Raw genomic sequence first — 23,036 nt, 5'->3', positions numbered from 1 at the left:
ACAGCGGAATATCGTAATAGTTGAGCGCTTTGCACTCACTGAAATAGTTTAACATAGCTCATCTAAGCTGTAAAGGAATTTTTCTTTAAAGATGGTTCGATTTCTATTCACGTGCGGACTTTTCTTCCTTGATGATTTCTGCAAGGAATTTTTTCATTTCATCGTCAAGTTCAAGAGTTTCCAGCATATCTGGACGTCTTAAATACGTTCTACGCAATGATTCTTTCAATTGCCATTCCGCAATCAATTTATGATTGCCATTCGTTAGGACTTCTGGCACGTTCATTCCATTAAATTCAGCTGGACGTGTGTATTGTGGATGTTCCAACAATCCTGTTGAATGAGAATCTGTTTGCGCAGATAATTTATTTCCTAAAACATCTGGAAGTAAACGAACAGTTGCATCGATCATGACCATTGCACCTAATTCTCCACCAGTTAAAACATAATCTCCTAATGAAACTTCGTCCGTAACAAGAGAACGAATCCGCTCATCGTACCCTTCATAATGGCCGCAAATAAAAATTAAATGCTCCTCTTCGGAAAACTCTTCCGCCATTTTTTGGTCAAAACGTTTCCCCGCTGGATCTAGCAAGATCACACGTTTTTTAGTTTCTGGTGATGCCTCTTCGATTCTTCTTAAGTTGTCAAAAATTGGTTGAACTTTTAGCAGCATTCCTGCTCCACCACCATAAGGATAATCGTCAACCGACTGATGCTTATTATCAGAATGATCACGAAAATTAAAAACATTGATTTCCAGTAAATTTTTCTCTACAGCTTTTCCAATGATCGATTCCCCCATCGGACCTTCAAACATTCGTGGAAAAAGCGTTAACACATCAATTTTCATCATCAATCAAACCTTCTGGAATTTCTACACGAACGACTCCTTCTTCAATATCAACAGACTTAACAACAGATTCGATATAAGGAATCAACACATCTTTTTTCTTCGGTCTTTGAACAACCCAGACATCATTTGCGCCAGGTGAAAGAATTTCTTTGATTTTACCAAGTTCTTCATCGTTTTCATCGATAACCGTCAACCCAATGATTTCGTGATAATAAAATTCATCTCCTGGTAAATCCTTCAAACCATCTTTTGACACTTTTAGTATCCCATCACGATATTTCTCAACATCGTTGATAGAAAGATGATCTTCAAATGTTACAATATCAAAATTTTTATGTTTTCTGTGCGTTTTGATCGTTAATTCAATTGGTACCTTTTTTTCTTGAAATAATGTCAAAACTGATCCTTTTTTATAGCGTAGTTCTGGAAAATCCGTTTGGGAAATTATTCGTACTTCGCCTTTTAAGCCTTGAGTATTGACGATTTTTCCAACATTTAAATATTCAGTCACTTAAAACCCTCATTTCAAAATTTTAGTCTTGTTCATTCTACCATTTCTGCAAACCAAATTCTATTATATATGCAAAAAGAAAGCCACCCCAATAAGAATCGCTTTCTTTTTCTATTCTAAGCATTTACTCCTGTTAACGTTCCGTAAATCAAGAATAAGTTCAATGCTGTCAAGATAATCGCAATGATCCAAGCCAAAACTTTGACCCACATTGGGTTAGCGAATCGGCCCATGATTTTTTTATCACTTGTATACATCGTTAAAGGAATGATTGAGATTGGCAAAGCTATACTTAAAAATACTTGAGTATATAACAGTAAATCTTCTACCGCTGATTCTCTGCCGCCATAAAGAATCACACAGATAATTACCGGTACGATCGCAATCAAACGTGTTACGACTCTACGCATCCACAGCGGCATTTTTAAGTGAATAAACCCTTCCATAACGATTTGACCAGAAAGTGTCCCAGTTATCGTTGAATTCTGACCAGATGCAAGCAATGCTACGGCAAACAGAATACTCAAAACAGGGCTCGCAATGTTTCCAACAATGTCAGGGTTCTTCAACGCATCATACAGGTCCACAAACTTACCCAAATCACTATTTGTCCCGTAAAACAATGCACCACCTAAAATCAACAACAAACAATTGACAATAAATGCAACCGTTAATTGGATATTGGAATCCCAAATTGTAAAACGGATGGCTTTTGCTTTTGCTTTATCATCATTACGATCGAATTTTCTTGCTTGTGCAATAGATGAATGCAAATATAAATTATGGGGCATTACAGTTGCTCCAACGATTCCTAGTGCTAAAAATAGCATCGATTTGTCACTAGCTATTCTAGTATCAGGAATAAAACCACGCAGGACTTCACCAATGTTTGGATCAGCTAATGCAACTTCATACGCAAACACAAAAAAGATAATGGCAATCAAACACGCTACGATCGCTTCGATTTTTCTAAAACCTAGTTTCGTCAACAGCAACAATAAAAGGACATCAAACGTCGTAATCAATACACCGATCAATAATGGGAAACCAAATAATAATTGTAAAGCAACAGCGCCACCAATTACCTCCGCAATGTCTGTTGCCATAATTGCAAGTTCAGTAATGATCCATAAAACAAATCCTGTCTTTTTGCTTGTATGTTCTCTAGTCGCTTGAGCCAAATCTCTTCCCGTTACGATACCTAATTTAGCTGCCATACTTTGAAGCAACATAGCAATCAAGCTAGATAATAAGATGACACTCAGTAATGCATATTTATATTCCGCACCACCAGCGATCGATGTGATCCAATTCCCGGGATCCATATATCCGACCGCTACCAGAGCCCCAGGTCCACTATAAGCCATCAATGTTCGCCAAAAATTAGCATTTTTCGGTACATCAACAGTATTATTGATCTCCTCTAAACTAGGCCCATTTGCATAGTCCAATAACTTCTCTGCTTCATTTTTTTCTTTCTTCATCCTTAATCCTTCTTCCAACTATAAATCATCAGGTTTATACTATTATATTTTTAGGCACGCCTTAATCTTTAAAACAATTATAATCCTCTCATTGTTTCTTGTAAATAGGAATCACTTAGTAATTTTCTCATTTAGGGCTAAAGTAGGATGTTTTCCTTAATAATTCTTTGTATAATACACATAATAAGTTCCTTCTTACAACTTTGTTCGTGAAATTTGCTAAGTAACAATGGTAAAATAATTCAAAGACTTTTATACTATAAATAATTAATTTAACAAAATATTTGTTAGTCTCTAGAAAAAAATAAGCTATTGTCCATGACAACCTTGTTTTCTAATTGTTCTACGAGATTAAACGAGCCATTACGCTTATAAACTAAGGAGATGATAGATATGAGCATCGCGCTTTCAAGAAAAATTATTAACTGCATTTCAATCGTGGGAATTATAGCAACGATTGCTGTGACCATTTATTTTATACGATTAGGTGTTTTTAAGGATGTAGAAGCATTGAGAGGATTAGTCGGTGACTCTGTTATCTTAGGTCCTATATTGTTTATGTTGATCCAGATCATTCAGGTCGTTATTCCAATTATACCAGGCGGTATCAGTTGCGCTGCCGGTGTTCTTATTTTCGGACCATTTGCTGGCTTTATCTATAACTATGTCGGAATCGCAATTGGGTCTGTGATTATTTTCCTTTTAGGTCGTCAATACGGAAAACCATTTATTTTAAGTTTAGTTAGTGATAAGACATACAATAAATATATTGGCTGGTTAGACAATGAGAAACGCTTTGAACGTCTCTTTGCTTTAGCTATTTTCCTACCGATTGCGCCGGATGATGCGCTTTGTTTAATGGCCGGTTTGACAAAAATGTCCTTAAAGAAATTTACATTGATCATCATCTTAGCAAAACCCGTCTCAATCTTCTTGTATAGTTTAGCATTGATATACGGTGGGACATTCTTAAACGGTTTATTAGGCTTTTAAAGCATAAAAATATATAATAAAAACAGAGTTGGGATAGGATGCAACAGTATCCTATCTTCTTTTATTCGTTTTGTAGGGGTGGAATAAACAATGAAATACTTAAAAAATAGTTTTAAAAACATGATTGATTTTTTTGCGGGTACCTCAGCATATTTTCGAGATGTCTTGTTGATGCACGGGTTTATGCTCTTTGTGTTACTCCCTCTTTTAGCTAGTTCGACTCGATTTATATTGAGACAAGGGAAGATTGATTATCTATCCTATGATACGATTCAACTGATATTTTTAAAGCATCCTGGTGTCTTGATTGCATTGATTCTTGTATTACTGGCAATCGTGATTGCAGTCTTCTTCGAATTTACTTTTTTACTCTTGAGCATTTTTTTTATCAAGAAAAAAGAACCCATTTCTCTAACCAATTTACTTAAAGGTACGATTCTTCAACTTAAGAAAATTCGCTTTAGTACAATTCTTTTTTTCCTGTTCTATTTCTTCTTAGTGTTACCACTTAGTGGATTAGGATTCAACTCGGATCTACTGGCAAAAATAAAAATTCCAGCCTTTATCATGGACTTTATTTTCGCCAATCGTGTCACGATTATTGCATTAGTTGGTCTAGGTTATTTACTTTTCTTCTATCTTTCAATTCGTTTGATTTTTGCATTACCTGAAATGATTTTAAGAGATGTTCCCTTTCGTCAAGCTGTTAAAGAAAGTTGGCGCTCAACTAAACATCACTTTTTTAGGATTCTAGGACAATTTATTATAATCGGTGGAAGTATTCTTGTCGTTTTCGTTCTTAGTTATACCGTGATTCTAAGTGTACAGGCTATTATCGAGATGGCTATTCCTGATTATGCGCTAGTTAGTGCGGTGATTGCTATGACGCTTTTACAATTTATTTTACTTCTTAATATTGTCTTTTCGACAGTAGGGATTTTCTATATCACCATTGATTACATGGATGATGAAGGCTTTTTACCCGAGCTACCACAGTGGTTTTACGATCAGCCCAAACAACCAAAGAAAGAATGGACTGTTTTCAAAATTGGTTCATTTGCTTTTATAGCAGCTTTGTTCGGCATTGGTGTTGGTACTTATAATACGAATTATTTAAGTAATCCTTCCGTAACCGAACCGCTAACAATCTCTCACCGCGGTGTTGATGCAGAAAATGGTGTTCAAAATACATTGCCCTCTCTTGAAAAAACAAGTTTAGAGCATCCTACCTATGTCGAGATGGATATACAAGAAACCAAAGACAAACAATTTGTCGTCATGCATGATTTTAATTTAAAAAAACTTACTGGTGTTGATAAAAGACCAAATCAGCTAACCTTAGATGAATTAACTAAGTTAATAGCGAAAGAGAATGGCATGGAAGCAAACGTTTGCTCCTTTGATGACTATCTCGAAAAAGCAAAGGAACTCAACCAAAAATTACTGATTGAGATCAAAACAACACCACAAGATAGTCCAGATCTCGTTAAACGATTTATCAAAAAATATCGGAAAGTAATTCTAACGGAAAAACACATTCTCCATACTTTGACTTTTGATACAGCAACACAATTAAAAGAACAAGAACCCGAATTTTACGTTGGTTATATTTTGCCTTTCAATATTGTTGGACCACCCATATCTAATGTAGATTTCTTCACGATGGAATATACTACTTTAAATCGTAACTTTATTAACGCAGCTCATAATGATGGGAAAAAAGTCTATGCTTGGACCGTTAATGATGAAGATACGATGACGCGAATGATGTTTTATGGTGTAGATGGGATTGTTACAGATGAACTGAAATTACTGAATGAAACGATTAAAGTTGATTTAGATGAGCTTACTTATTCAGATAAATTATTCCATTTCGTTGTTGGAATTGGTTAAAATAACATAAATAAATAGAGTACCGTAAACTAATTATCCGTTTACGGTACTCTATTTATTTTGTGTTCATTCTTGTTTTACCCTCTTGGCACATATACAAAAGCGGACAACTATCGCATTTAGGATTTCGTGCTAAACAGTGATAACGACCGAAAAAAATCATTGTATGATGGGTTTTGACCCATAATTCTTTAGGAATTTTTCTCATCAATGTTCGCTCGACTTCCATCACATTGGCATCTAACTTGCAAATACGTAAACGCTTTGACACTCGTTCTACATGCGTATCAACCGCGATAGCTGGTTCACCAAAAGCATCTCCCATCACCACATTAGCCGTTTTACGACCAACACCGGGTAATGAAACTAGCTCTTCACGTGATTCAGGTACTTTTCCGTCAAAATGATCCAGTAATTGGGCAGCACACGCTTTAATATTCTTTGCTTTATTTCGATATAACCCGATCGTTTTGATTTTTTGAATGATATCTTCTAATGGTGCTGTTGCAAGTGCCTCTGGTGTTGGATATGCGGCAAATAATGCAGGTGTTGCTTTATTCACAGAAACATCTGTTGCCTGTGCACTTAAAATAACAGCAATCAATAGTTGAAATGGGCTTTTATGGGTCAGCTCACATGCAGCATCGGGGAACATATCGTACATGATTTCTATTGCTTCAATCGTTTTTTCTTTAGAAAGCATTTATCTACCTCCTATTCACTATCTTCCGGATTAAGCCAATTATGAAGTGTCACTTTAGGAATTGGCTCATTTTGGGTCCCCTGTTGCTCGATTTCCTTTTGAATCAACACTTGCTTCCGACGTTTTTGATCTTCCGCTACTTGCTCTTTCGTCGTAATATTTTTACGTTCCCAAGCCAACAAGATCCGATCGATATATTTTAAACTATACGCTTGATTTAACACTGCTTCTCTTAACGCTAGTCTGATAAGTTCAGGTTTATAATGATCTGTTTCTAACCACTGACCAATCATCTCCAGTTCTATTGGAGATAGTTGGCGACCAAACTCTTTTTCAAACCCTTGATAAAGTTGTTTGATTATTTCTTCTGACGTCACTTCTTTTTCTTTTTCAGTTAGCTTTTGTTGCAAAAGATCAATTTTTTCGAAAATTGGGAATAAATCATACGTATCCATCATCTGACCTTGATCATTTTGTTTCGTTTCAATAACCAAAAATCCACGCGTTACAAGCTCATTCATCAATTTATAAATAACATCGATAGGTTTCCCCATCATTTGACTGATTTCAATTAAATCTGGAAATAAATCACCTTTTGATTGGGAACGAAACAACTGCAACCAAAATAAAAATTCTTCGTCTGTTAAACCAATTTTTTGATAATTCTCAATAACTAAATTGGAAACAGTCGTTTCACCGGCCTTCAGGTATTCGTTGATTGATAACATAACTGCTCCCTCGTTTCTGTTGCTTGCTAAAAATAGTTATTCATTGATTTTATAAACATCATAATAAATTGATTTCATATAATCGATCAAGTATTGCGGATTCAACTCTTCACCTGTTGCATCTAAAATCAATTGATTTGGCTTTCTTGATGCGCCATATTGATGAATATGCTCTGTCAACCAGTTTTTGATCGATGAATAATCATCACTCGCTAACACCGCATCTACATCCATTTCTTGCCCCATTGCGTGGCGTAACTGAGCAGCGTACATGTAGCCTAAAGCGTATGATGGGAAATAACCAAAACTGCCACCAGACCAATGAACATCCTGTACGATTCCTTCTAAATCATTCTCTGGTCGGATCCCTAAATATTCCTCATATTTGTCATTCCAAATTTGAGGTAGATCATCAACTGAAACGCCCTCATTAAAAATCATTTTCTCAATTTCATAACGAATAATAATATGAAGTGGATACGTTAAACTATCTGCTTCAATTCGTACCAAGCTCGCTTTGGTCTCTTTTAAGGAATTATAAAAAGTATCAAAATCAATGTCGTCAAAAGTACCCTCTGTGCATTCTTTAAAAAACGAAAATTGTTTTTGCCAAAATTGTTTATTGCTCCCGATAATAATTTCATTAAACAACGATTGAGATTCGTGGATCCCCATAGAAGCTCCTGTAGAAAGTGGCGTATAATCATATTTAGGGTCGATACTTTGCTCATAAATCCCATGACCTGCTTCATGAATGACCCCAAAAGTTGCCATTGAAAAATTGGTCTCATCCCAACGTGTAGTGATTCTTGCATCGTTACGATTTAAATCCAACATAAATGGATGAACCGTATCGTCTAAACGACCACGAGAAAAGTCATAGCCTAATTGCTCTGCCACTCCTATAACAAAAGTTCGTTGTTGCTCTTTCGTAACACGTCTAGATAAAAAGTCCGTACGAGGTACAGTCCCTTTTTCAGCTAATGTAGCTCTGATTTCCAAGATTCCAGTTTTTACTTGATCAAAAATCTGATCTAATTTTTCAACTGTCAATCCAGGTTCGTATTGATTCAACAAAACATCATAATTCGTTGCTTCCTCTTTTTTCCAATAAGGAATAAACTCCTTTAGGAAATCGATGATCGCTTGAATTTCGTTTTTCATCTCAGCAAAATCTTTTACGTTTCTGGCTTTCAACCAAGCTGTGTGAGCATTTGTTAATGCTGTATTGTACGCCTGCATCCGCTCAGCTGGTATACTATGGTTGAGTTCGTAATCTTCTTTTATCTTCTTATAAACAGCTAATCCAACCTCTGACAACTCATCTGAATGTGTGTCAAAATAGGCAAGAGCTTCTTGAACTTTCGGGCCCACACTGCGCTCAAATGACATACCCGATAAATAACCGACAGCTTCTCCTCTGAATTCACTGCTCGCTTCTGGCATACCAGTTTGACTATCCCATTCTAATAAACCTAAAGCTGCGTTTAACAACTCAATTTCTTTGATTTCTTGTAAAAATTCTTGTTCTTTCATGTCTCTTCACCTACTCTTCCCTTGGTTTTCTCGGTGGTCTTTCACCCCAGTATTGGAACAAATCAGTACGTAATGCACCATTGTATAACTTTCTTTTCTTCGTCGCTCTTGCACCGTAATATTGTTCAAACGTCAAATCACTCGTTAAAATATATTTGCTCCATGTTTTTAGTGGGCGGAATACTTCGCCCATTTCTTTATACAACTTACGTACAGATTCCTCTTCACCTAAACGCTCTCCATAAGGTGGATTCGCAACCATCACGCCATATTCTTTTTCCGTTGTAAAATCACGTAATGCTAACTGTTTAAACGTAATAGAATCGCCTAACCCGATTTCTTCTGCATTTGCTTTAGCGATTTCAATCATTTTTCCGTTGATATCAGATCCCATAATGTCTAATTCGACATCGTAATCTGCCTTTTCATCAGCTTCTTTGCGAACTTTTTCAAAAACAGCGGAATCAAACCAATCCCAAGTTTCACAGACAAACTCACGGTTAAAACCTGGTGCAATATTATGACCAATCAAAGCGGCCTCAATACAAATCGTACCCGAGCCACAAACAGGATCAAAAAACGGACGATCTTTGCGCCAATTCGTTAACGTCACTAAAGCCGCTGCCATATTTTCTTTTAATGGTGCCCCACCTTTTTCAATACGATAACCTCGCTTAAATAAACTTGGTCCAGTTGTATCGATCGTTACCGTTACATGATCTTTTAAAAGAGCAACTTCTAATTGAAAAAAGGCACCAGTTTCAGCTAAAGGCACTGTTGCTGGGCGATGATACACTTCTCTTAAACGATTAACGATTGCTTTTTTAGTAATTGATTGACAGTCTGGTGTGCTGTACAATTTAGATTTAATTGATTTTCCAGCCACAGGAAATTCTGCATCCATTGGCAAATAATCTTCCCAAGGCAACGCTTTGACTTTTTCAAATAATTCATCGAAGCTAAACGCATCAAATTCACCAACAATGATTTTGATGCGATCTGCTGTTCTAAGCCATAAGTTAGCCGTAGCGATTGTTTCCATTGTCCCTTCAAATAAAGCCTTACCATTTTCTACTTCACAAGGAATACCTAAATCTCTTAATTCTTTGCCTACTAATGCTTCTAAACCACTTGCAGCTGTTGCGACAAGTTTAAATGTTTTTTCTTTTGTCATTATATCTCCTCTTGTTCTTGTTATCGTTAAGAACTGCTCGTTACTCTATAATAAAACTTTGTTTGTCTCTTACTTTAAAAAAAGCCTTCACAACAAAGTTGGAAGGTCATCCTGAATACTTGTAATTTTCTGTAAGCCATGTTCTGTATCGAATGCCTCTCAGGGAAAGACACTCGACGGTCATCATCTATCTGCAGAAATCAATCTGCCTCTTCTACTCGTTCATTTCCTTTAGAAGAGTGCCCCTACCATTGTTTGGGTTGCTCGCTCGAGGGGTTTACCGCGTTCCACCAATTCCGTTTCCAAAATTGCTTCGTCACTGTGGCACTTTCAAGGGTACTTTGACATAGCCGAAACCTTAGTCATTTTTCCTGCCGTTACTTTAAAAAGTAAAATCAGTTCGTTTAAAAACTTGCAGACCTTACTAAATCAAGTACCTTAGCTTATGATTTCGCTAAGCACGAACACTACAGACATCTCAGTCTGTGCGAGCATGGACTTTCCTCAGCTTGAATAAATTCAAACCGCGATCACCCGAAAATTACAAAAAGTTTGATGCAATTAATTAAAATTGACGTGTTTCTGAGTTGTCTATTTCACGCTCATAAGAATTGTGTAAATTGCTGTCGTACGAATTAGAGTGGCTCATTCCTGAGATAGGATTAGAAACCGGTGTGTCATCCAATTTTTTGCCAAACACTTCGCGCTCTAAGTTTGACAGACGTTTTAGAATATCAAAATTTGTCACAGCTGCACTCTTAGGCATCTCTTGTCCGCCACGCGGTGGCATTGATTGTTGTACTTTAGATGCTTGATCAAGCTTCGCTAATAAACGATTGTTTTCTTCTTGTAATGTTAAAATTTCTTTGTTGTACGCTTCATAATCTTTGATTACGTTATCTAAAAATTCATCAACTTCAACTGGATCATAGCCGCGCATTTTTGTTTTAAATTCTTTTTGTAAAATATCTTTGGGACTGTATACTAAATTTGCCATACTTACACCTCATTATTTTCTTTGATTAGGATAAAAGTTCATAGTTCAACAGCATTATTGTATAGGAAAATCGTCAGAAAATCAAACAGATTCTCACTATTCCATCGAGTTTTGTAAATCATCCATTGTTATCAAGCGTATTTCATAAGGAAATCTTTCAGAAAAAAGTTCAGCATCCTTTAAGAAATACTCCGTTTTACCAGGATATTCTTTATCATAAACTAATAAACTAGCGCCAGAATGTTCCAATAAAAATTGGGTATGCATTTTTAATTGCGCTGGTGATTTATAGGGCTGATGGCTAACTGAATTCACATAATCTGCTAAGACTTCTATTTTTTCTAAATTTCCACGATTTTTCTCATTCCAGTTACTTCCAAAATCTTTAAAAGGATAAATAAGTCCTAATTTCAATTCTGGGTAATCATTTTTCAATTCGGCTACAACTTCTGCTGCCCAAATCTCTGTTCCAAGATTGCCAGAAACTAAAACCCACTCCAATCCAGTGTCCAAATAGCCCATAATTTCCTTTTTTAATACATTTTTAATAACTGTAATTTTAGGGTCATTGTCTTGAAAAGCCCCGATTTCAAAGCTTTTGTAACCAGTCACATAAAGTGTTTTTACGTTTTCCATAGACATTCCTTTTCTTTCATAAAGATTTTTTGTTATAATGTTGGCTAGGAGTGTGATAGAAATGGCTTTTCATTATCCTAATGGTACTCCCTATAACAATCATGAGGCACCCAAATCAAAAAAACAAGTAAAAAACCAAAAATCGATTCAATTTGGAAAACGTGGAATGGACTTTGAAGAAGAAATCAACAAAAGCAATGCGTATTATTTAATGCGCAATGAAGCGGTGATCCACAAAAAGCCCACTCCAGTTCAAATTGTTAAAGTTGATTACCCCAGCCGCAGTGCTGCCGTAATTAAGGAAGCTTACTTTAGACAAGCTTCCACAACTGATTATAACGGTGTCTACAATGGATATTATCTGGATTTTGAAGCAAAGGAAACGAAGAATAAAACCTCATTTCCTTTGAAAAACTTTCATCAGCACCAGATCGATCATATCCAACAATGTATGACTCAAAAAGGCATTTGCTTTGTTCTGTTGTGGTTTTCTTCATTGAACAGATGTTTCTTTTTTAGCGGAGAAAAATTAGTAACCTTTTGGTCAGAACAAGAAAGCACTGGAAAAAAATCATTGCCTTTAGCTGTCATTGAAAAAAAGGGAATAGAAATCAACATCGGAATTGCGCCTAGAGTTCCTTACTTGGATGCAGTCAAGTTACATATTCAATCAAACAAAGGAGTTGCGATGAATGACAACTGATGAAATAGGATCACGTGCTGCAAGATACGGACGTACTTCGGCTTCTAACAGCACAGGAAACACACCCTCAAATGGCGGAAAAAAACCAAAGAAAAAACGAATTTTTCTAAAAATATTCTTGGGACTAGTTCTGCTTGGGGTTTTAGGTCTTTTAGCTGGTTTAGGTCTATTTTGGTCATACGCGAAGGATGCACCTAAATTAGAAGATGAAAAACTTAGCGCAACTGTTTCTTCAAAATTATACGATGCCAATAACGAAGTTTTTGAAGAATTAGGCGCTGAAAAACGTGAAATGATCAAACCAACAGATGTGCCGCAATTACTTAAAGATGCAGTCGTATCCGTTGAGGATAAACGGTTTTACAAACATAGTGGTGTTGACCCGATACGAATTTTAGGTTCTGCCTTTTCAAACTTTAAAACGGGTGGTCTTCAAGGTGGTAGTACGTTAACCCAGCAATTGATCAAGCTTTCGTACTTCTCTACAAAAGAAAAAGATCAAAATCTCAAACGAAAAGCGCAAGAAGCTTGGCTTGCTATACAATTAGAAAAAGAAAAATCAAAAGAAGAGATTTTAACTTACTATATCAACAAGGTCTATATGGCAAATGGTCTGTACGGCATGGAAACTGCGGCTCAATCTTATTATGGAAAACCGTTAGCTGAGCTAACTCTTCCTCAAACTGCTCTCTTAGCAGGGATGCCTCAGGCACCTAATGATTACGATCCATATGTTAAACCAGATGTAGCAAAAGAACGACGAGACGTTGTTTTATACACTATGAAAGAAAATGATAAGATCACACAAAAAGAATATGAAGATGCTAAAGCAACACCGATCGATGAGGGCCTACAACCTTTAAAACAATCAAACGAAAACCGTAAAGTAGTTGACAACTACATCAAAGAAGTTATCGCTGAAGTAGAAAGTCTAGGCAAAAATCCCTATACAGACGGTTTAGATATTCATACTAATCTTGATATGAACGCTCAAAAACGTCTTTATGACATCATCAATAGTGATACTTATGTAGACTATCCTGATGCAGATTTCCAAGTTGCTTCTACTGTAATCGACGTGAAAACAGGTCAAGTAAAAGCTCAGATCGGAGGTCGGAATATTCCAGATGATGTGCAATTAGGCTCGAATTTGGCAATTGAAACAGATCGTGATGTCGGATCAACAATGAAGCCAATAGCTGATTACGGTCCTGCTATTGAAAACTTAAACTATTCAACTGGTCGTATTATGATGGATCAGCCGACTACTTATGAAGGAACCAATATTCCTGTAACTAATGCGGATATGCAGTATTATGGTGCTTTGACGATGCGTAAAGCGATTATGTATTCTCGAAATACAACGGCCATTCAAACGTTCGATGCCGTTGGTAGTGATAAATCAGCCGATTTCCTTAAAGATTTAGGCATTGAGTTCAAAGATTTGGTTGCGGCAAATGCAATTTCTAGTAATACCAGTGATTTAGGTGGCAATAAATACGGTGTTTCTTCCTTGAAATTAGCTGCAGCATATGCTGCTTTTGCAAATATGGGTGTCTACAATAAACCTTATTACGTAAGCAAAGTAGTCTATCAAGATGGCTCCGAAGATGTAACTGAAACTGAAAGTAAACGTGCTATGAAAGATTCAACAGCCTATATGATGACCGATATGCTTAAAGATGTCATCTCTGGCGGTACAGCTTTTAATGCAGGAGTTCCTGGGTTGATTCAAGCTGGAAAAACTGGGACTGCCAATTATACAGAAGATGATCTTGCTAAAATAGGTGCCTCTGCATCGTCTAGTATCGCTCCTGACAGCACCTTTGTTGGTTATACACCACATTATGCTGTTTCTGTTTGGACTGGCTATAAACAGCGATTAACACCCATTCCTTACGAATATTGGGGAACGGCTTCTGATGTGTACCGAGAAATGATGACTTACTTATCTGAAGGTGTCTCCACTGACGATTGGGTCATGCCAGATAGTGTTATACGATCTGGTAGTGAATTATATGTTAAAGGAGCCTATGAAGAACAATTATTACCTTCAAATTCTGGTTATGAAAGTTCGTCATCATGGGAAAATCCTGTAAGTTCTGATCCAGGGACTACTAGTAGTTCTACCGTCCCTTCACAGACTGAACCATCAGTATCCCAATCTAGCGAAGCGCCAGCTACTTCTACTCAACAAACTGAGCCTTCGTCATCAATAACACCACCTGAGGTGACACCACCGAGCTCTGACCCTCCAGAAGAGTCGTCTACGCCTCCAGTTGTGCAAAATAATTCAGCTAGAAGGAGACCCTCTCCAGACTGATACAAATTAAAAAGGTCCGATACCTCATTTAGAGGTATTGGACCTTTTTTTGTTATTGGTTATTTAAAGACGCTTCAACAAATCCTTTGATCAAATGCTGTGGTCTATTTGGTTTAGAAATCAATTCTGGATGGAATTGGCACGCAACAAAGAATTTCTTCTCTGGTAATTCAACAATTTCAACTAAGCGATTATCTGGTGATACACCGGAAAAGACTAACCCATTTTCTTCAAATAATTCACGGTATTTATTGTTAAACTCATAGCGATGACGGTGACGTTCTTGCACAACTTCTTGTCCTTCATAAGCTGCTGCTGTAACCGTACCTTTTTTAAGTTTACATGGATACAAGCCTAAACGTAATGTCCCACCTAAATTCTCAACATTTTCTTGGTCTGCCATCAAATCAATAATATTGTTAAGAATATCAGGATTATTCTCAGCAGAACCAGCATCTTCAAGTTTTACAACGTTACGAGCAAATTCAACGCAGGCCATTTGCATTCCCAGACAAATACCTAAAAATGGTACATCGTTTTCACGAGCAAAGCGAATCGCTTCGATTTTACCTTCTACTCCACGATCACCAAAACCGCCTGGTACAAGGATTCCATCAGCATCTTTTAAAATCTCTGCAACGTTTTCTTCCGTCAATTCTTGTGAGTCGATCCAATCGATTGCAATATCAGAATCAAATGCAAAACCTGCATGCTTCAAGGCTTCAACCACTGAAAGGTAGGCATCAGGAAGTTCTACATATTTACCAACCAAGGCAATTCTAGTTGTTTTCTTCAAGCCTAATACTTTTTCTTCCAATGCACGCCATTCGGTCATATCAGCAACTGGAGCTTCTAATTTTAAATGATCGCAGACAATTTGATCCATGTTTTGTGCCTGTAGTGCCAACGGAATAGAATAAAGCGTTTCGACATCACGTGACTCAATAACCGCTTCTGGTTCCACATCACAGAATTGAGCTAATTTATTTTTTGTTCCTTGAGAAACGGGTAATTCTGTACGAACAACTAAAATATTTGGTTGAATCCCTAAACTGCGTAATTCTTTTACGCTATGTTGTGTTGGTTTAGTTTTCATTTCGCCAGCTGCTTTTAAGTAAGGGATCAATGTTGTATGGATGTACATCACATTATCACTTCCTACTTCTGCTTTCATTTGGCGTAATGCTTCTAAAAATGGTAAAGATTCAATATCACCAACTGTACCGCCAACCTCGGTAATAATGATATCAGCATCTGTCATGCTAGCTGCACGCATGATTTTATCTTTGATTTCATTTGTAATGTGCGGAATAACTTGGACAGTTGCGCCTAAATACTCACCTTTACGCTCTTTTCTAAGTACTTCTGAATAAATTTTTCCTGTTGTGACATTTGAATATTTATTTAAGTTGATATCAATAAATCGTTCATAGTGACCAAGATCTAAGTCTGTTTCGGCACCATCATCTGTGACAAAAACTTCTCCATGTTGGTAAGGACTCATTGTTCCTGGATCCACATTAATATATGGATCAAATTTTTGAATCGTTACTTTTAAGCCACGATTTTTTAATAATCGTCCTAAAGATGCTGCGACAATTCCTTTACCGATTGAAGAAACTACGCCGCCTGTAACAAAGATATATTTTGTCATAATATAAAAAACCCTTTCTCGAAATAGATTTGTAGAGAGAAGTGAACAACGAACAGCTTACTTTTGCAAACATAAAAAACAAAAGCTCCCTATCCAAAAAGAATAGGGAGCTGGAATTCGTTGTAAACTTCTGACCTTCTCAAAGGTGCCCAAGTAGTATAATACAAGCAAATCTAATTAAGGTCAAGCATTTCTGTTAGAAGATTTTTGGTTTTTTAGCAAACTTTTATACCTTGGCTCAATTATTCTTTGATGTAAGCATTTTTATAAGTGCTAGTTGCTCCAAAGTTGTGATAATCGATCCCTTCAACACCTGGTCGAACTAATTGTCCTCTGGCTTGTTGGTATAATGGAATTAAAGCAACATCTTCTTCTACTAAGACTTTTTCTGCGGCAATTAAGGTTTCCCAACGTTTTTCAGGTTCATTCGCATATTTGTTAGATGCTTCATCGATCAATTGATCATATTTTTCACTATGGTAACTAGTTTTATTTTTTGTACTAACCGAACTTTCTAAAAATGTCATCGGATCTTGGTAATCAGGTCCCCACATGCTAACAGAAAGTTCATAGTCTCCTTTTTTCATTAGTTCGATTGAATTATTTAAAGGAACTGTCTTTACATTGATTTTTAACCCTGGCAATGTTTTTTCTAATTGCCCTTGAATAAACTCTGCGACTTTCTTGTCACCATCGCCGTCTTTAGACAATAGTTCAATTGTTACATCTCCATTTAATTCTTTTTTCGCTTTATCTAAATAGTCGTTCGCTAATTTTTCATCTGTTTTGACTAAATTTCCCGCTTCTTTTCTAAAGTCTTCTCCTGTTTCAGGATTAGACACAAAATCTTTTGGAATATAGCCATAAATGTCTTTTGAACCATCAGCTAAAATATTCTCTACTAAACTTTTTTTATCAAGAGCATAGGCAATCGCTTTACGAACATTTTCATTTGCAAAAATCGATGGTTTGTCATTTCTTTTTTGATTCATTCTTAGAGAATAAACCTTAGATCGTTGAATGGCTTCGTAGTCTGGATTGTCTTTATTTTGTTTGGCAAAATCTCCTGTAAGGATCGCCACATCTAATTCGCCAGATTCATACAAATTGAAGACCGTATTCGTTTCTTTTAAGACTTCAAAATGAATTTTTTCTGATTTGACTTTGTCTGCATCGTAGTAATTCGGATTTTGAACTAGATCCCAAGACATTGACGATTGGTCCCAGTTTTCCATCAAGAAGGGACCATTAGAAACGATATTGTCACTAGATGTTCCGTATTGCTTACCTTTTTCCATCACAAACTTTTCATTTTGCGGGAAAAAAGGTGAAAATGCTAGTAAAGAGGTGAAATAGGTGACAGGTTTTTCCATTTTGATTTCAAGCGTATAGTCATCTAAGGCCTTCACGCCTAATTCATCAGCTGATTTTTCTTCATTCACAATCTCAGTTCCGTTAAGAATCGTACCATCCATCAAGAAAAAGTAATTAGCTTGATTTTTGGGATCAGCCATTTTTTTCCATGCAAAAACAAAATCATTGGCTGTTACGTTATCTCCATTTGACCACTTTGCATCCTCTCTTAATTTAATTTTATATGTCTTACCATCTTCGGAAATTTCGGGCATTTCTTTCGCTACTGCTGGAATAACATTGTCTTTTTCATCTAATTGATACAATCCCTCAAAAACGTTAGATTGAGCATTTACACTCGGCTCATCTTGTGTGAAAATCGTGTCCATCGATCCCACTTCTGAAGCTTCCATTAAATTGAGCACTCTCGATGATTTTTGACCGGTTGATGTCTTGTTGTCTGTACTATCTGCTGCTTTATTGCTTGTATTTCCCCCGCAAGCTGAAAGCAACAGCACCGTTGTAATCAATGTCATACTTTGTTTTAACCCTTTTTTCATACGTTCCACCTTTTCCTTCACATTTTTTATTTTATGCAAGTTCCTCCATTGAAATTAACTCTTGTTGTACCTCTAAGTAAGCGTATGGAAGACCTTGGTTTTCATATTCGAATTCTCCACGTTGATTGTCGATTGGATCTGCTCGTAAAAATCGTTTTGGCGGATTGAAATCTTGTTGAATCTCACTATTGGCAGGCATTCTGAAAATATCTAGATTGCCAAAATAATAATTCCAACGATCTAAATCCCCATTCCGACGTGCCCCACCACCAAAAGATAAATCAGCGAAAACCCAACCATACGGTGCCACGTAAAATTGCGCCCAGTCATGACAACCGGTGTAGTATTGCGATACATACAGCCCTGACTGCCATTTTGCGGGGATATTAGCCATTCGGCATAACGTAATGAATAGAATCGCTTGAACGCCACAGTCCCCTTTTAAATTAACAGCAGCATACTCTGAAATATTTTCGATCGTAAAATACTCCCGCATAAATGAATAATTGACTTTTGTTGTGATAAAATCATAGATTTTTCGTGCTTTTTTTATTGGATTCGTTTCACCAGATAGAATTTCATCCAGTAACTGTTCCAAATATGGTGTAAAACGAATGTGTGGCAATTCTTCACTTAATTCAAATTCAGGTTGTAAATCAGATGCTTTTTCTGGATCTAGTTCTACATAATCTACTTGATTTATGTAGCTATACTCTACTGAAAAAATTTGATTTTCTTCTAAAACCGTTTCAAAATAAACAGTCCGTTGCGCTGTGTTTTCCGGTGCAATGAACGTAGCTTTAGGGGTCGTGTTTAAAATCTCGATATCTGATACTTGTTTACACTCTTTTGGCAAAGGTAAATACACTTTGACCGTTTCTCCTGGACGTTCGTACTCTTTTTTCACTTGAATACTCGTTTTTAAATGGATTCTTACTTTTCTGCTTCCTTGTTCTTTCATTTGTTGAACATTTTGAGTCAGCTCTTGCTTTCGTAAACAATCCACTTCACTGTCTTCTTTTACAATTAATCTTGCTTCATAATCAGCTTGAGTCTTGATTAGATTCAGTAAAAAGCGACGTTGAAAATGAATCTTTCCATCAATATAAAGCCAGTCTACTTTTCCAGTTTCTTTTAGTTTCGTTAATTCGTGGTCTTGATACTCTTTGAATGTTTCTTTCATCATTTTATTCGCCTCGTTAAAATCAAACGGATACTCATTGATTCCAACAATTCGAATAATGTCTTGCTCTATTTCCAAACGCTTTCTCAATGCAACTGGAAGTTCAGTTGATAGTAAGTGTTCAATCAATTTTTCAGCACCTTCAAAATCACCATAGGCTTTTAACTTAACGATGTCTTCGGGTAATGGGACACTCATAAATTTTAAATCGTAATACATAAGACACTCACCTTTCTTATTTACTCAAACCTAAACCAGCTTTATCAGATAATGAAATTAGACTAGTAGCTTCCAATCCTACACCACCAGGTATTGCCACTTCATTCAGTCCAAAGGTTGCATCTAAATCTGCTCTCGTGATGTTTTTAGTTGCTGCCGCTAAATCAGCTGCGGCAGTCACACCAATATTTGTTTCTTCTACCATACATCCAATCATACATTCGACTCCAGCTGCTTCACAAATACTATTGATTTTAAGGGCTTCATGAATCCCACCACACTTCATCAATTTAATATTCACAAAGTCAACAGCACGTGCTTTAATCAAACGCAACGCATCTTTGGAATTAAAACAGCTTTCATCTGACATGATGGGTGTTGATACATTATTTGTAACAAAAGTCAGCCCTTCAATATCGTAATAAGCCACTGGCTGTTCTACTAATTCAATTCCATACTGTGATAGATGATTAATAGTATTGACAGCTTCTTTCGGCTTCCAAGCTTGATTAGCATCTAAACGCAGATTTATGTTAGAACCAACCGCATCTCTGATTGTCTTAATGCGAGCGATATCCGCTGTAAAACCTGTTCCTACTTTGATTTTTAAAGTGTCAAACCCCTGTGAAACTGCTAATTTTGCTTTTTCAGCCATTCTTTCTGGATCATCGATTCCAATGGTCATATCTGTCCAGACATTCGAATCAAAACCGCCTAAAAGTTTATAAACGGGCAGATTTGCCTTTTTTCCAAATAAATCATAACAAGCAATATCGACCGCAGTCTTCGCAGAAGGCGCAAGTGCCGCCACAGAATTCATTAAACTATGAATTTTCTCAGTATCTAAGGGATCAACACCTATTAATTGCTTTTCAAATAATTGAATACATTCTGCTGTTCCTTTTAGTGTTTCACCTGTAATTAAAATTCCTGGTGACCCTTCACCATAGCCTATAATTCCTTCATCTGTTTCAATTTCAACTATTGCACTCATTGAATGGTCAATCGTTCCCAACGAAATCGTGATTGGTTCTTTTAACTTTACTGATTTTGGCGCTACGTTGATTTTTGTTATTTTCAATTCATTTCCCCCAATATTCACTTTAATCCGACAGCTTGTTTTTATACTAAATTCTAATTATTCTCAAAAAAACTAAATCAACCTAAAGGGAATAATAAATACACTTTTTTTAATTTTGAATTAATTTCTTCTACAAAAATTGAATTATTGGTTACAATTTTAAGTTTACTCTATGTAAATGTCAACATAATAATGAGATTATAGTGTGTTTTTTTTAATCAAATAGTAAGTACTTGTAATTTTTTGATGAATCCGAGATAATATGAAGAAAAAAAGGACTCTAAACAAAGGACGGCTATAAATGGAATTTAGGAAAATCAAGAATTTAAGGAAAGAACAAAGGATCACTTTGACTGAACTAGGTGAAAAGACAGGATACTCCGCCAGCTTCTTGTCGCAAATTGAACGCGGTATTAATCGCCCGTCACTTGAAGCATTGAGAAAAATTGCTGACGCACTTGGTGTTACTGTGGCTTCACTTTTAGCCAATGAAGCACCTCGGGTTATGCAAGATAATGAACCCTCTAAAAATGGATACAAAGTTATTCGAAACTCTTCTGGTACAATTTATAATCCATGGCAAACAAACTCAACGTATTATGATACTTTGTTTAATTTACCAGTACATACAAATAATATGGTCATCTCAAAAATTTATATAGATGCGCAATCATCATCAAGTGGTAAAAAAATTGCACATAATCTTTGTGAGATCAATTACGTTATAAAAGGAGAAGCAACCATCGAACTAAAAGATGACGTTCTTATTTTACATGAGGGAGATGCGATATTTTTAGAAGCCTATACGCAACATAATATCGTAAATGCAACCGAAAATGAGTTGATGCTGTTTACTATGCAATTTTAAATTTTCGTCAGCAATCCCCAACTAATTGCACTGACCAATCCCTTTTTATTGAAAAAGATTCTCATTTACAAAGCATTTAAAAAAAGGTATCATATGGGAAGAACAAACTGTAAAAGGGTGCCGTGTAAGCTCATAAGAAGTAATTCATATAGAGTCATCGGACGACTACAAAAAGGAGTAGATACAATGACTGAACGAAACCAAGAATGGTCTGCTGAAGAAATTGAAGATATCAAGGAACAAATTTTAACCGCTCTGGAAACCGTAATCGATCCTGAACTTGGAATCGATATCGTTAATTTAGGATTGATTTATGAAATTGACTTTGCACAAAATGGCGATACTGTTGTCAAGATGACTTTAACTACTATGGGGTGTCCCTTAGCTGATGTCCTGACTGAACAGATCCATGAAGCATTAAAAGAAATTCCAGAAGTAAAAAATCCAGAGGTGAAATTGGTTTGGTATCCAGCTTGGACAACGGATAAAATGTCACGTTATGCTCGAATCGCTTTAGGTATTCGTTAAATCTTTAATAGTCAGTAGTAAGAGTCAAGGTGATGAAACATAATCACTCTGACTCTCTTTTTATTTTCAGTACGTATTGCAAACAAAAAAGCGTTACTGTAAATGCCCATTACAAGAGCATTTGCAGTAACACCTTTCAATAAACCTATTTATTTTTTGTTTGCTTTCAATACAGCATTTAACATGATGACTCCCGTAACAATTGTTGTTACAGCCTGCAATAATTTAATTTTGTCCATTCCTTTTGATTTAACGGTCATAATAACCCCTCCTGTTGTTTATAAATCCATACTACAACTAGAATGATTTCATTACCAATGACACGCTTTACTGACTGATAATAAAAACGCCAATAATAATCAAAATCACAGCTAGAACTTTTCGAATACTCAGTTTTTCTTTGAAAATAAAATAGCTAATAATAACGGTCCAAACATATGTCAATGATGTCATGGGAAAAGCAATTGAATAGTCTAAAAATTTTAATAGAACAATATTAGTTACAGCACTTAAAATGTACAAAAATGACCCTAAATAAATCCAACCATTCCTCAATACCAATTTGAGACTTAATTGGGGCAGATCATTCATCCCTTTTTTCAAAGCCAACGCACCTGCACTGCCTGAGAAGGTTGTAATGACCAAAATCGTCAAAATTGCTGCGTAATCCATCATATTTTCTCCTCGTTTCCTTCAATGCCTAAAAGAATCGAACCTATAATGATAAATCCTGTTCCTAATATTTTATACCACGTAATACGTTCATTTAAAAATAATGCCCCTAAAACGATTGACAGCGCAAAACCCAAACTCATCATTGGTTGTAAAATAGAGACTTCACCGTAGCGGAACGCCGCCATCATAAAAAACATCCCAGCACCGGCAGCTACGAAACCAATCGCATATAAAAAGAGTGCATAACTCCCCGTGCCATCAGCACCAAATTTCCACGCCAACTGACCTAAACTACTCAATGTAGCCGCAATAAGAATCAACAGAATCCCTAAGCTCAACTTTTGTTGTTTATTTCTAGCATCCATATGATTTCTCCTC

General features: G+C 36.3%; 20 protein-coding genes, 1 other RNA gene and 1 pseudogene. 6 read left to right on the top strand and 16 right to left on the bottom strand.

The genetic code is table 11. From position 1 onward, the window contains the following. Positions 1 to 103: 103 nt before the first annotated feature. From trmD to AC1PU0_RS07595, 3 genes are all read right to left on the bottom strand, one after another. The gene (gene trmD, locus AC1PU0_RS07605) at positions 104 to 853 is read right to left on the bottom strand and encodes a tRNA (guanosine(37)-N1)-methyltransferase TrmD (protein WP_206849890.1); all 750 of its coding nucleotides are present in this window, start codon (positions 851 to 853) and stop codon (positions 104 to 106) included. After that, positions 843 to 1,367 carry a ribosome maturation factor RimM gene (gene rimM / locus AC1PU0_RS07600; protein ID WP_206849860.1) on the bottom strand — a complete coding sequence of 175 codons (525 nt, stop codon included), beginning with the start codon at positions 1,365 to 1,367 and terminating at the stop codon, positions 843 to 845. The genes trmD and rimM overlap by 11 nt, the downstream gene beginning before the upstream one ends. A 116-nt stretch (positions 1,368 to 1,483) precedes the next feature. Further along, positions 1,484 to 2,851 (bottom strand): Nramp family divalent metal transporter, encoded by a 1,368-nt coding sequence (locus tag AC1PU0_RS07595; RefSeq protein ID WP_206849859.1) that lies wholly within the window; start codon positions 2,849 to 2,851, stop codon positions 1,484 to 1,486. A gap of 603 nt (positions 2,852 to 3,454) precedes the next feature. Between AC1PU0_RS07595 and AC1PU0_RS07590 the strand changes: the two are divergent. Continuing rightward, positions 3,455 to 3,844: pseudogene (locus AC1PU0_RS07590) on the top strand (TVP38/TMEM64 family protein); the annotation flags it as partial. A 90-nt stretch (positions 3,845 to 3,934) separates the two neighbouring features. After that, the gene (locus tag AC1PU0_RS07585; RefSeq protein ID WP_069654768.1) at positions 3,935 to 5,737 is read left to right on the top strand and encodes a glycerophosphoryl diester phosphodiesterase membrane domain-containing protein; all 1,803 of its coding nucleotides are present in this window, start codon (positions 3,935 to 3,937) and stop codon (positions 5,735 to 5,737) included. A gap of 55 nt (positions 5,738 to 5,792) precedes the next feature. Here the strand turns inward: AC1PU0_RS07585 and nth are convergent, their stop codons facing one another. From nth to AC1PU0_RS07550, 7 genes are all read right to left on the bottom strand, one after another. Then, positions 5,793 to 6,440, bottom strand: a complete 648-nt coding sequence (gene nth / locus AC1PU0_RS07580; RefSeq protein ID WP_206849856.1) for an endonuclease III — start codon at positions 6,438 to 6,440, stop codon at positions 5,793 to 5,795. Between the two features lie 11 nt (positions 6,441 to 6,451). Further along, entirely contained in the window at positions 6,452 to 7,168 is a 717-nt protein-coding gene (locus tag AC1PU0_RS07575) for a DnaD domain protein (protein WP_206849854.1), read from the bottom strand. Positions 7,169 to 7,204: 36 nt separating this feature from the next. After that, positions 7,205 to 8,704 (bottom strand): carboxypeptidase M32, encoded by a 1,500-nt coding sequence (locus AC1PU0_RS07570; protein WP_206849852.1) that lies wholly within the window; start codon positions 8,702 to 8,704, stop codon positions 7,205 to 7,207. Between the two features lie 10 nt (positions 8,705 to 8,714). Next, complete coding sequence (locus AC1PU0_RS07565; protein ID WP_206834838.1) at positions 8,715 to 9,878, bottom strand: THUMP domain-containing class I SAM-dependent RNA methyltransferase; 1,164 nt, start codon at positions 9,876 to 9,878, stop codon at positions 8,715 to 8,717. 127 nt (positions 9,879 to 10,005) lie between these two features. Further along, positions 10,006 to 10,420, bottom strand: an RNA gene (gene rnpB, locus AC1PU0_RS07560) — RNase P RNA component class B. 23 nt (positions 10,421 to 10,443) lie between these two features. Continuing rightward, positions 10,444 to 10,875, bottom strand: coding sequence for a cell division regulator GpsB (gpsB, locus tag AC1PU0_RS07555; RefSeq protein ID WP_069654763.1), 432 nt, complete (start codon positions 10,873 to 10,875; stop codon positions 10,444 to 10,446). 96 nt (positions 10,876 to 10,971) lie between these two features. After that, positions 10,972 to 11,511 (bottom strand): SLOG family protein, encoded by a 540-nt coding sequence (locus tag AC1PU0_RS07550; RefSeq protein ID WP_069654762.1) that lies wholly within the window; start codon positions 11,509 to 11,511, stop codon positions 10,972 to 10,974. 61 nt (positions 11,512 to 11,572) lie between these two features. Here AC1PU0_RS07550 and recU point away from each other — a divergent pair, with 61 nt between their 5' ends. After that, on the top strand, positions 11,573 to 12,214 hold the full coding sequence (recU, locus tag AC1PU0_RS07545) for a Holliday junction resolvase RecU (protein ID WP_111247826.1): 642 nt from the start codon (positions 11,573 to 11,575) through the stop codon (positions 12,212 to 12,214). After that, positions 12,204 to 14,537 (top strand): PBP1A family penicillin-binding protein, encoded by a 2,334-nt coding sequence (locus AC1PU0_RS07540; RefSeq protein ID WP_206849851.1) that lies wholly within the window; start codon positions 12,204 to 12,206, stop codon positions 14,535 to 14,537. The genes recU and AC1PU0_RS07540 overlap by 11 nt, the downstream gene beginning before the upstream one ends. 52 nt (positions 14,538 to 14,589) lie before the next feature. Here AC1PU0_RS07540 and AC1PU0_RS07535 read toward each other — a convergent pair whose 3' ends face one another. The 4 genes from AC1PU0_RS07535 to AC1PU0_RS07520 form a co-directional block, all read right to left on the bottom strand. Further along, positions 14,590 to 16,191 carry a CTP synthase gene (locus tag AC1PU0_RS07535; RefSeq protein WP_479998798.1) on the bottom strand — a complete coding sequence of 534 codons (1,602 nt, stop codon included), beginning with the start codon at positions 16,189 to 16,191 and terminating at the stop codon, positions 14,590 to 14,592. Positions 16,192 to 16,433: 242 nt separating this feature from the next. Further along, positions 16,434 to 18,104: a peptide ABC transporter substrate-binding protein gene (locus AC1PU0_RS07530; protein WP_206849850.1), complete on the bottom strand. Its 1,671-nt coding sequence runs from the start codon at positions 18,102 to 18,104 to the stop codon at positions 16,434 to 16,436. 31 nt (positions 18,105 to 18,135) lie between these two features. Next, positions 18,136 to 19,506, bottom strand: coding sequence for a transglutaminase-like domain-containing protein (locus AC1PU0_RS07525; RefSeq protein ID WP_111247829.1), 1,371 nt, complete (start codon positions 19,504 to 19,506; stop codon positions 18,136 to 18,138). A gap of 16 nt (positions 19,507 to 19,522) precedes the next feature. Then, positions 19,523 to 20,587 (bottom strand): dipeptide epimerase, encoded by a 1,065-nt coding sequence (locus AC1PU0_RS07520; protein WP_479998797.1) that lies wholly within the window; start codon positions 20,585 to 20,587, stop codon positions 19,523 to 19,525. 301 nt (positions 20,588 to 20,888) lie between these two features. Between AC1PU0_RS07520 and AC1PU0_RS07515 the strand changes: the two genes are divergently transcribed. Both AC1PU0_RS07515 and AC1PU0_RS07510 read left to right on the top strand, forming a co-directional pair. Next, positions 20,889 to 21,455, top strand: coding sequence for a helix-turn-helix domain-containing protein (locus AC1PU0_RS07515; protein ID WP_206849848.1), 567 nt, complete (start codon positions 20,889 to 20,891; stop codon positions 21,453 to 21,455). A 186-nt stretch (positions 21,456 to 21,641) separates the two neighbouring features. Further along, positions 21,642 to 21,983, top strand: coding sequence for a metal-sulfur cluster assembly factor (locus tag AC1PU0_RS07510; protein ID WP_111247832.1), 342 nt, complete (start codon positions 21,642 to 21,644; stop codon positions 21,981 to 21,983). 327 nt (positions 21,984 to 22,310) lie between these two features. Here the strand turns inward: AC1PU0_RS07510 and AC1PU0_RS07505 are convergent, their stop codons facing one another. Together AC1PU0_RS07505 and AC1PU0_RS07500 are read right to left on the bottom strand one after the other, a co-directional pair. Beyond that, positions 22,311 to 22,655 carry an EamA family transporter gene (locus tag AC1PU0_RS07505; protein WP_240485874.1) on the bottom strand — a complete coding sequence of 115 codons (345 nt, stop codon included), beginning with the start codon at positions 22,653 to 22,655 and terminating at the stop codon, positions 22,311 to 22,313. Next, positions 22,655 to 23,023: an EamA family transporter gene (locus AC1PU0_RS07500; protein ID WP_069654753.1), complete on the bottom strand. Its 369-nt coding sequence runs from the start codon at positions 23,021 to 23,023 to the stop codon at positions 22,655 to 22,657. The genes AC1PU0_RS07505 and AC1PU0_RS07500 overlap by 1 nt, the downstream gene beginning before the upstream one ends. Between the last annotated feature and the right edge of the window lie 13 nt (positions 23,024 to 23,036).

This window comes from Enterococcus sp. XAF26B05_ASV22, assembly GCF_056727285.1.
This window is presented reverse-complemented; position numbering and strand designations above follow the sequence as displayed.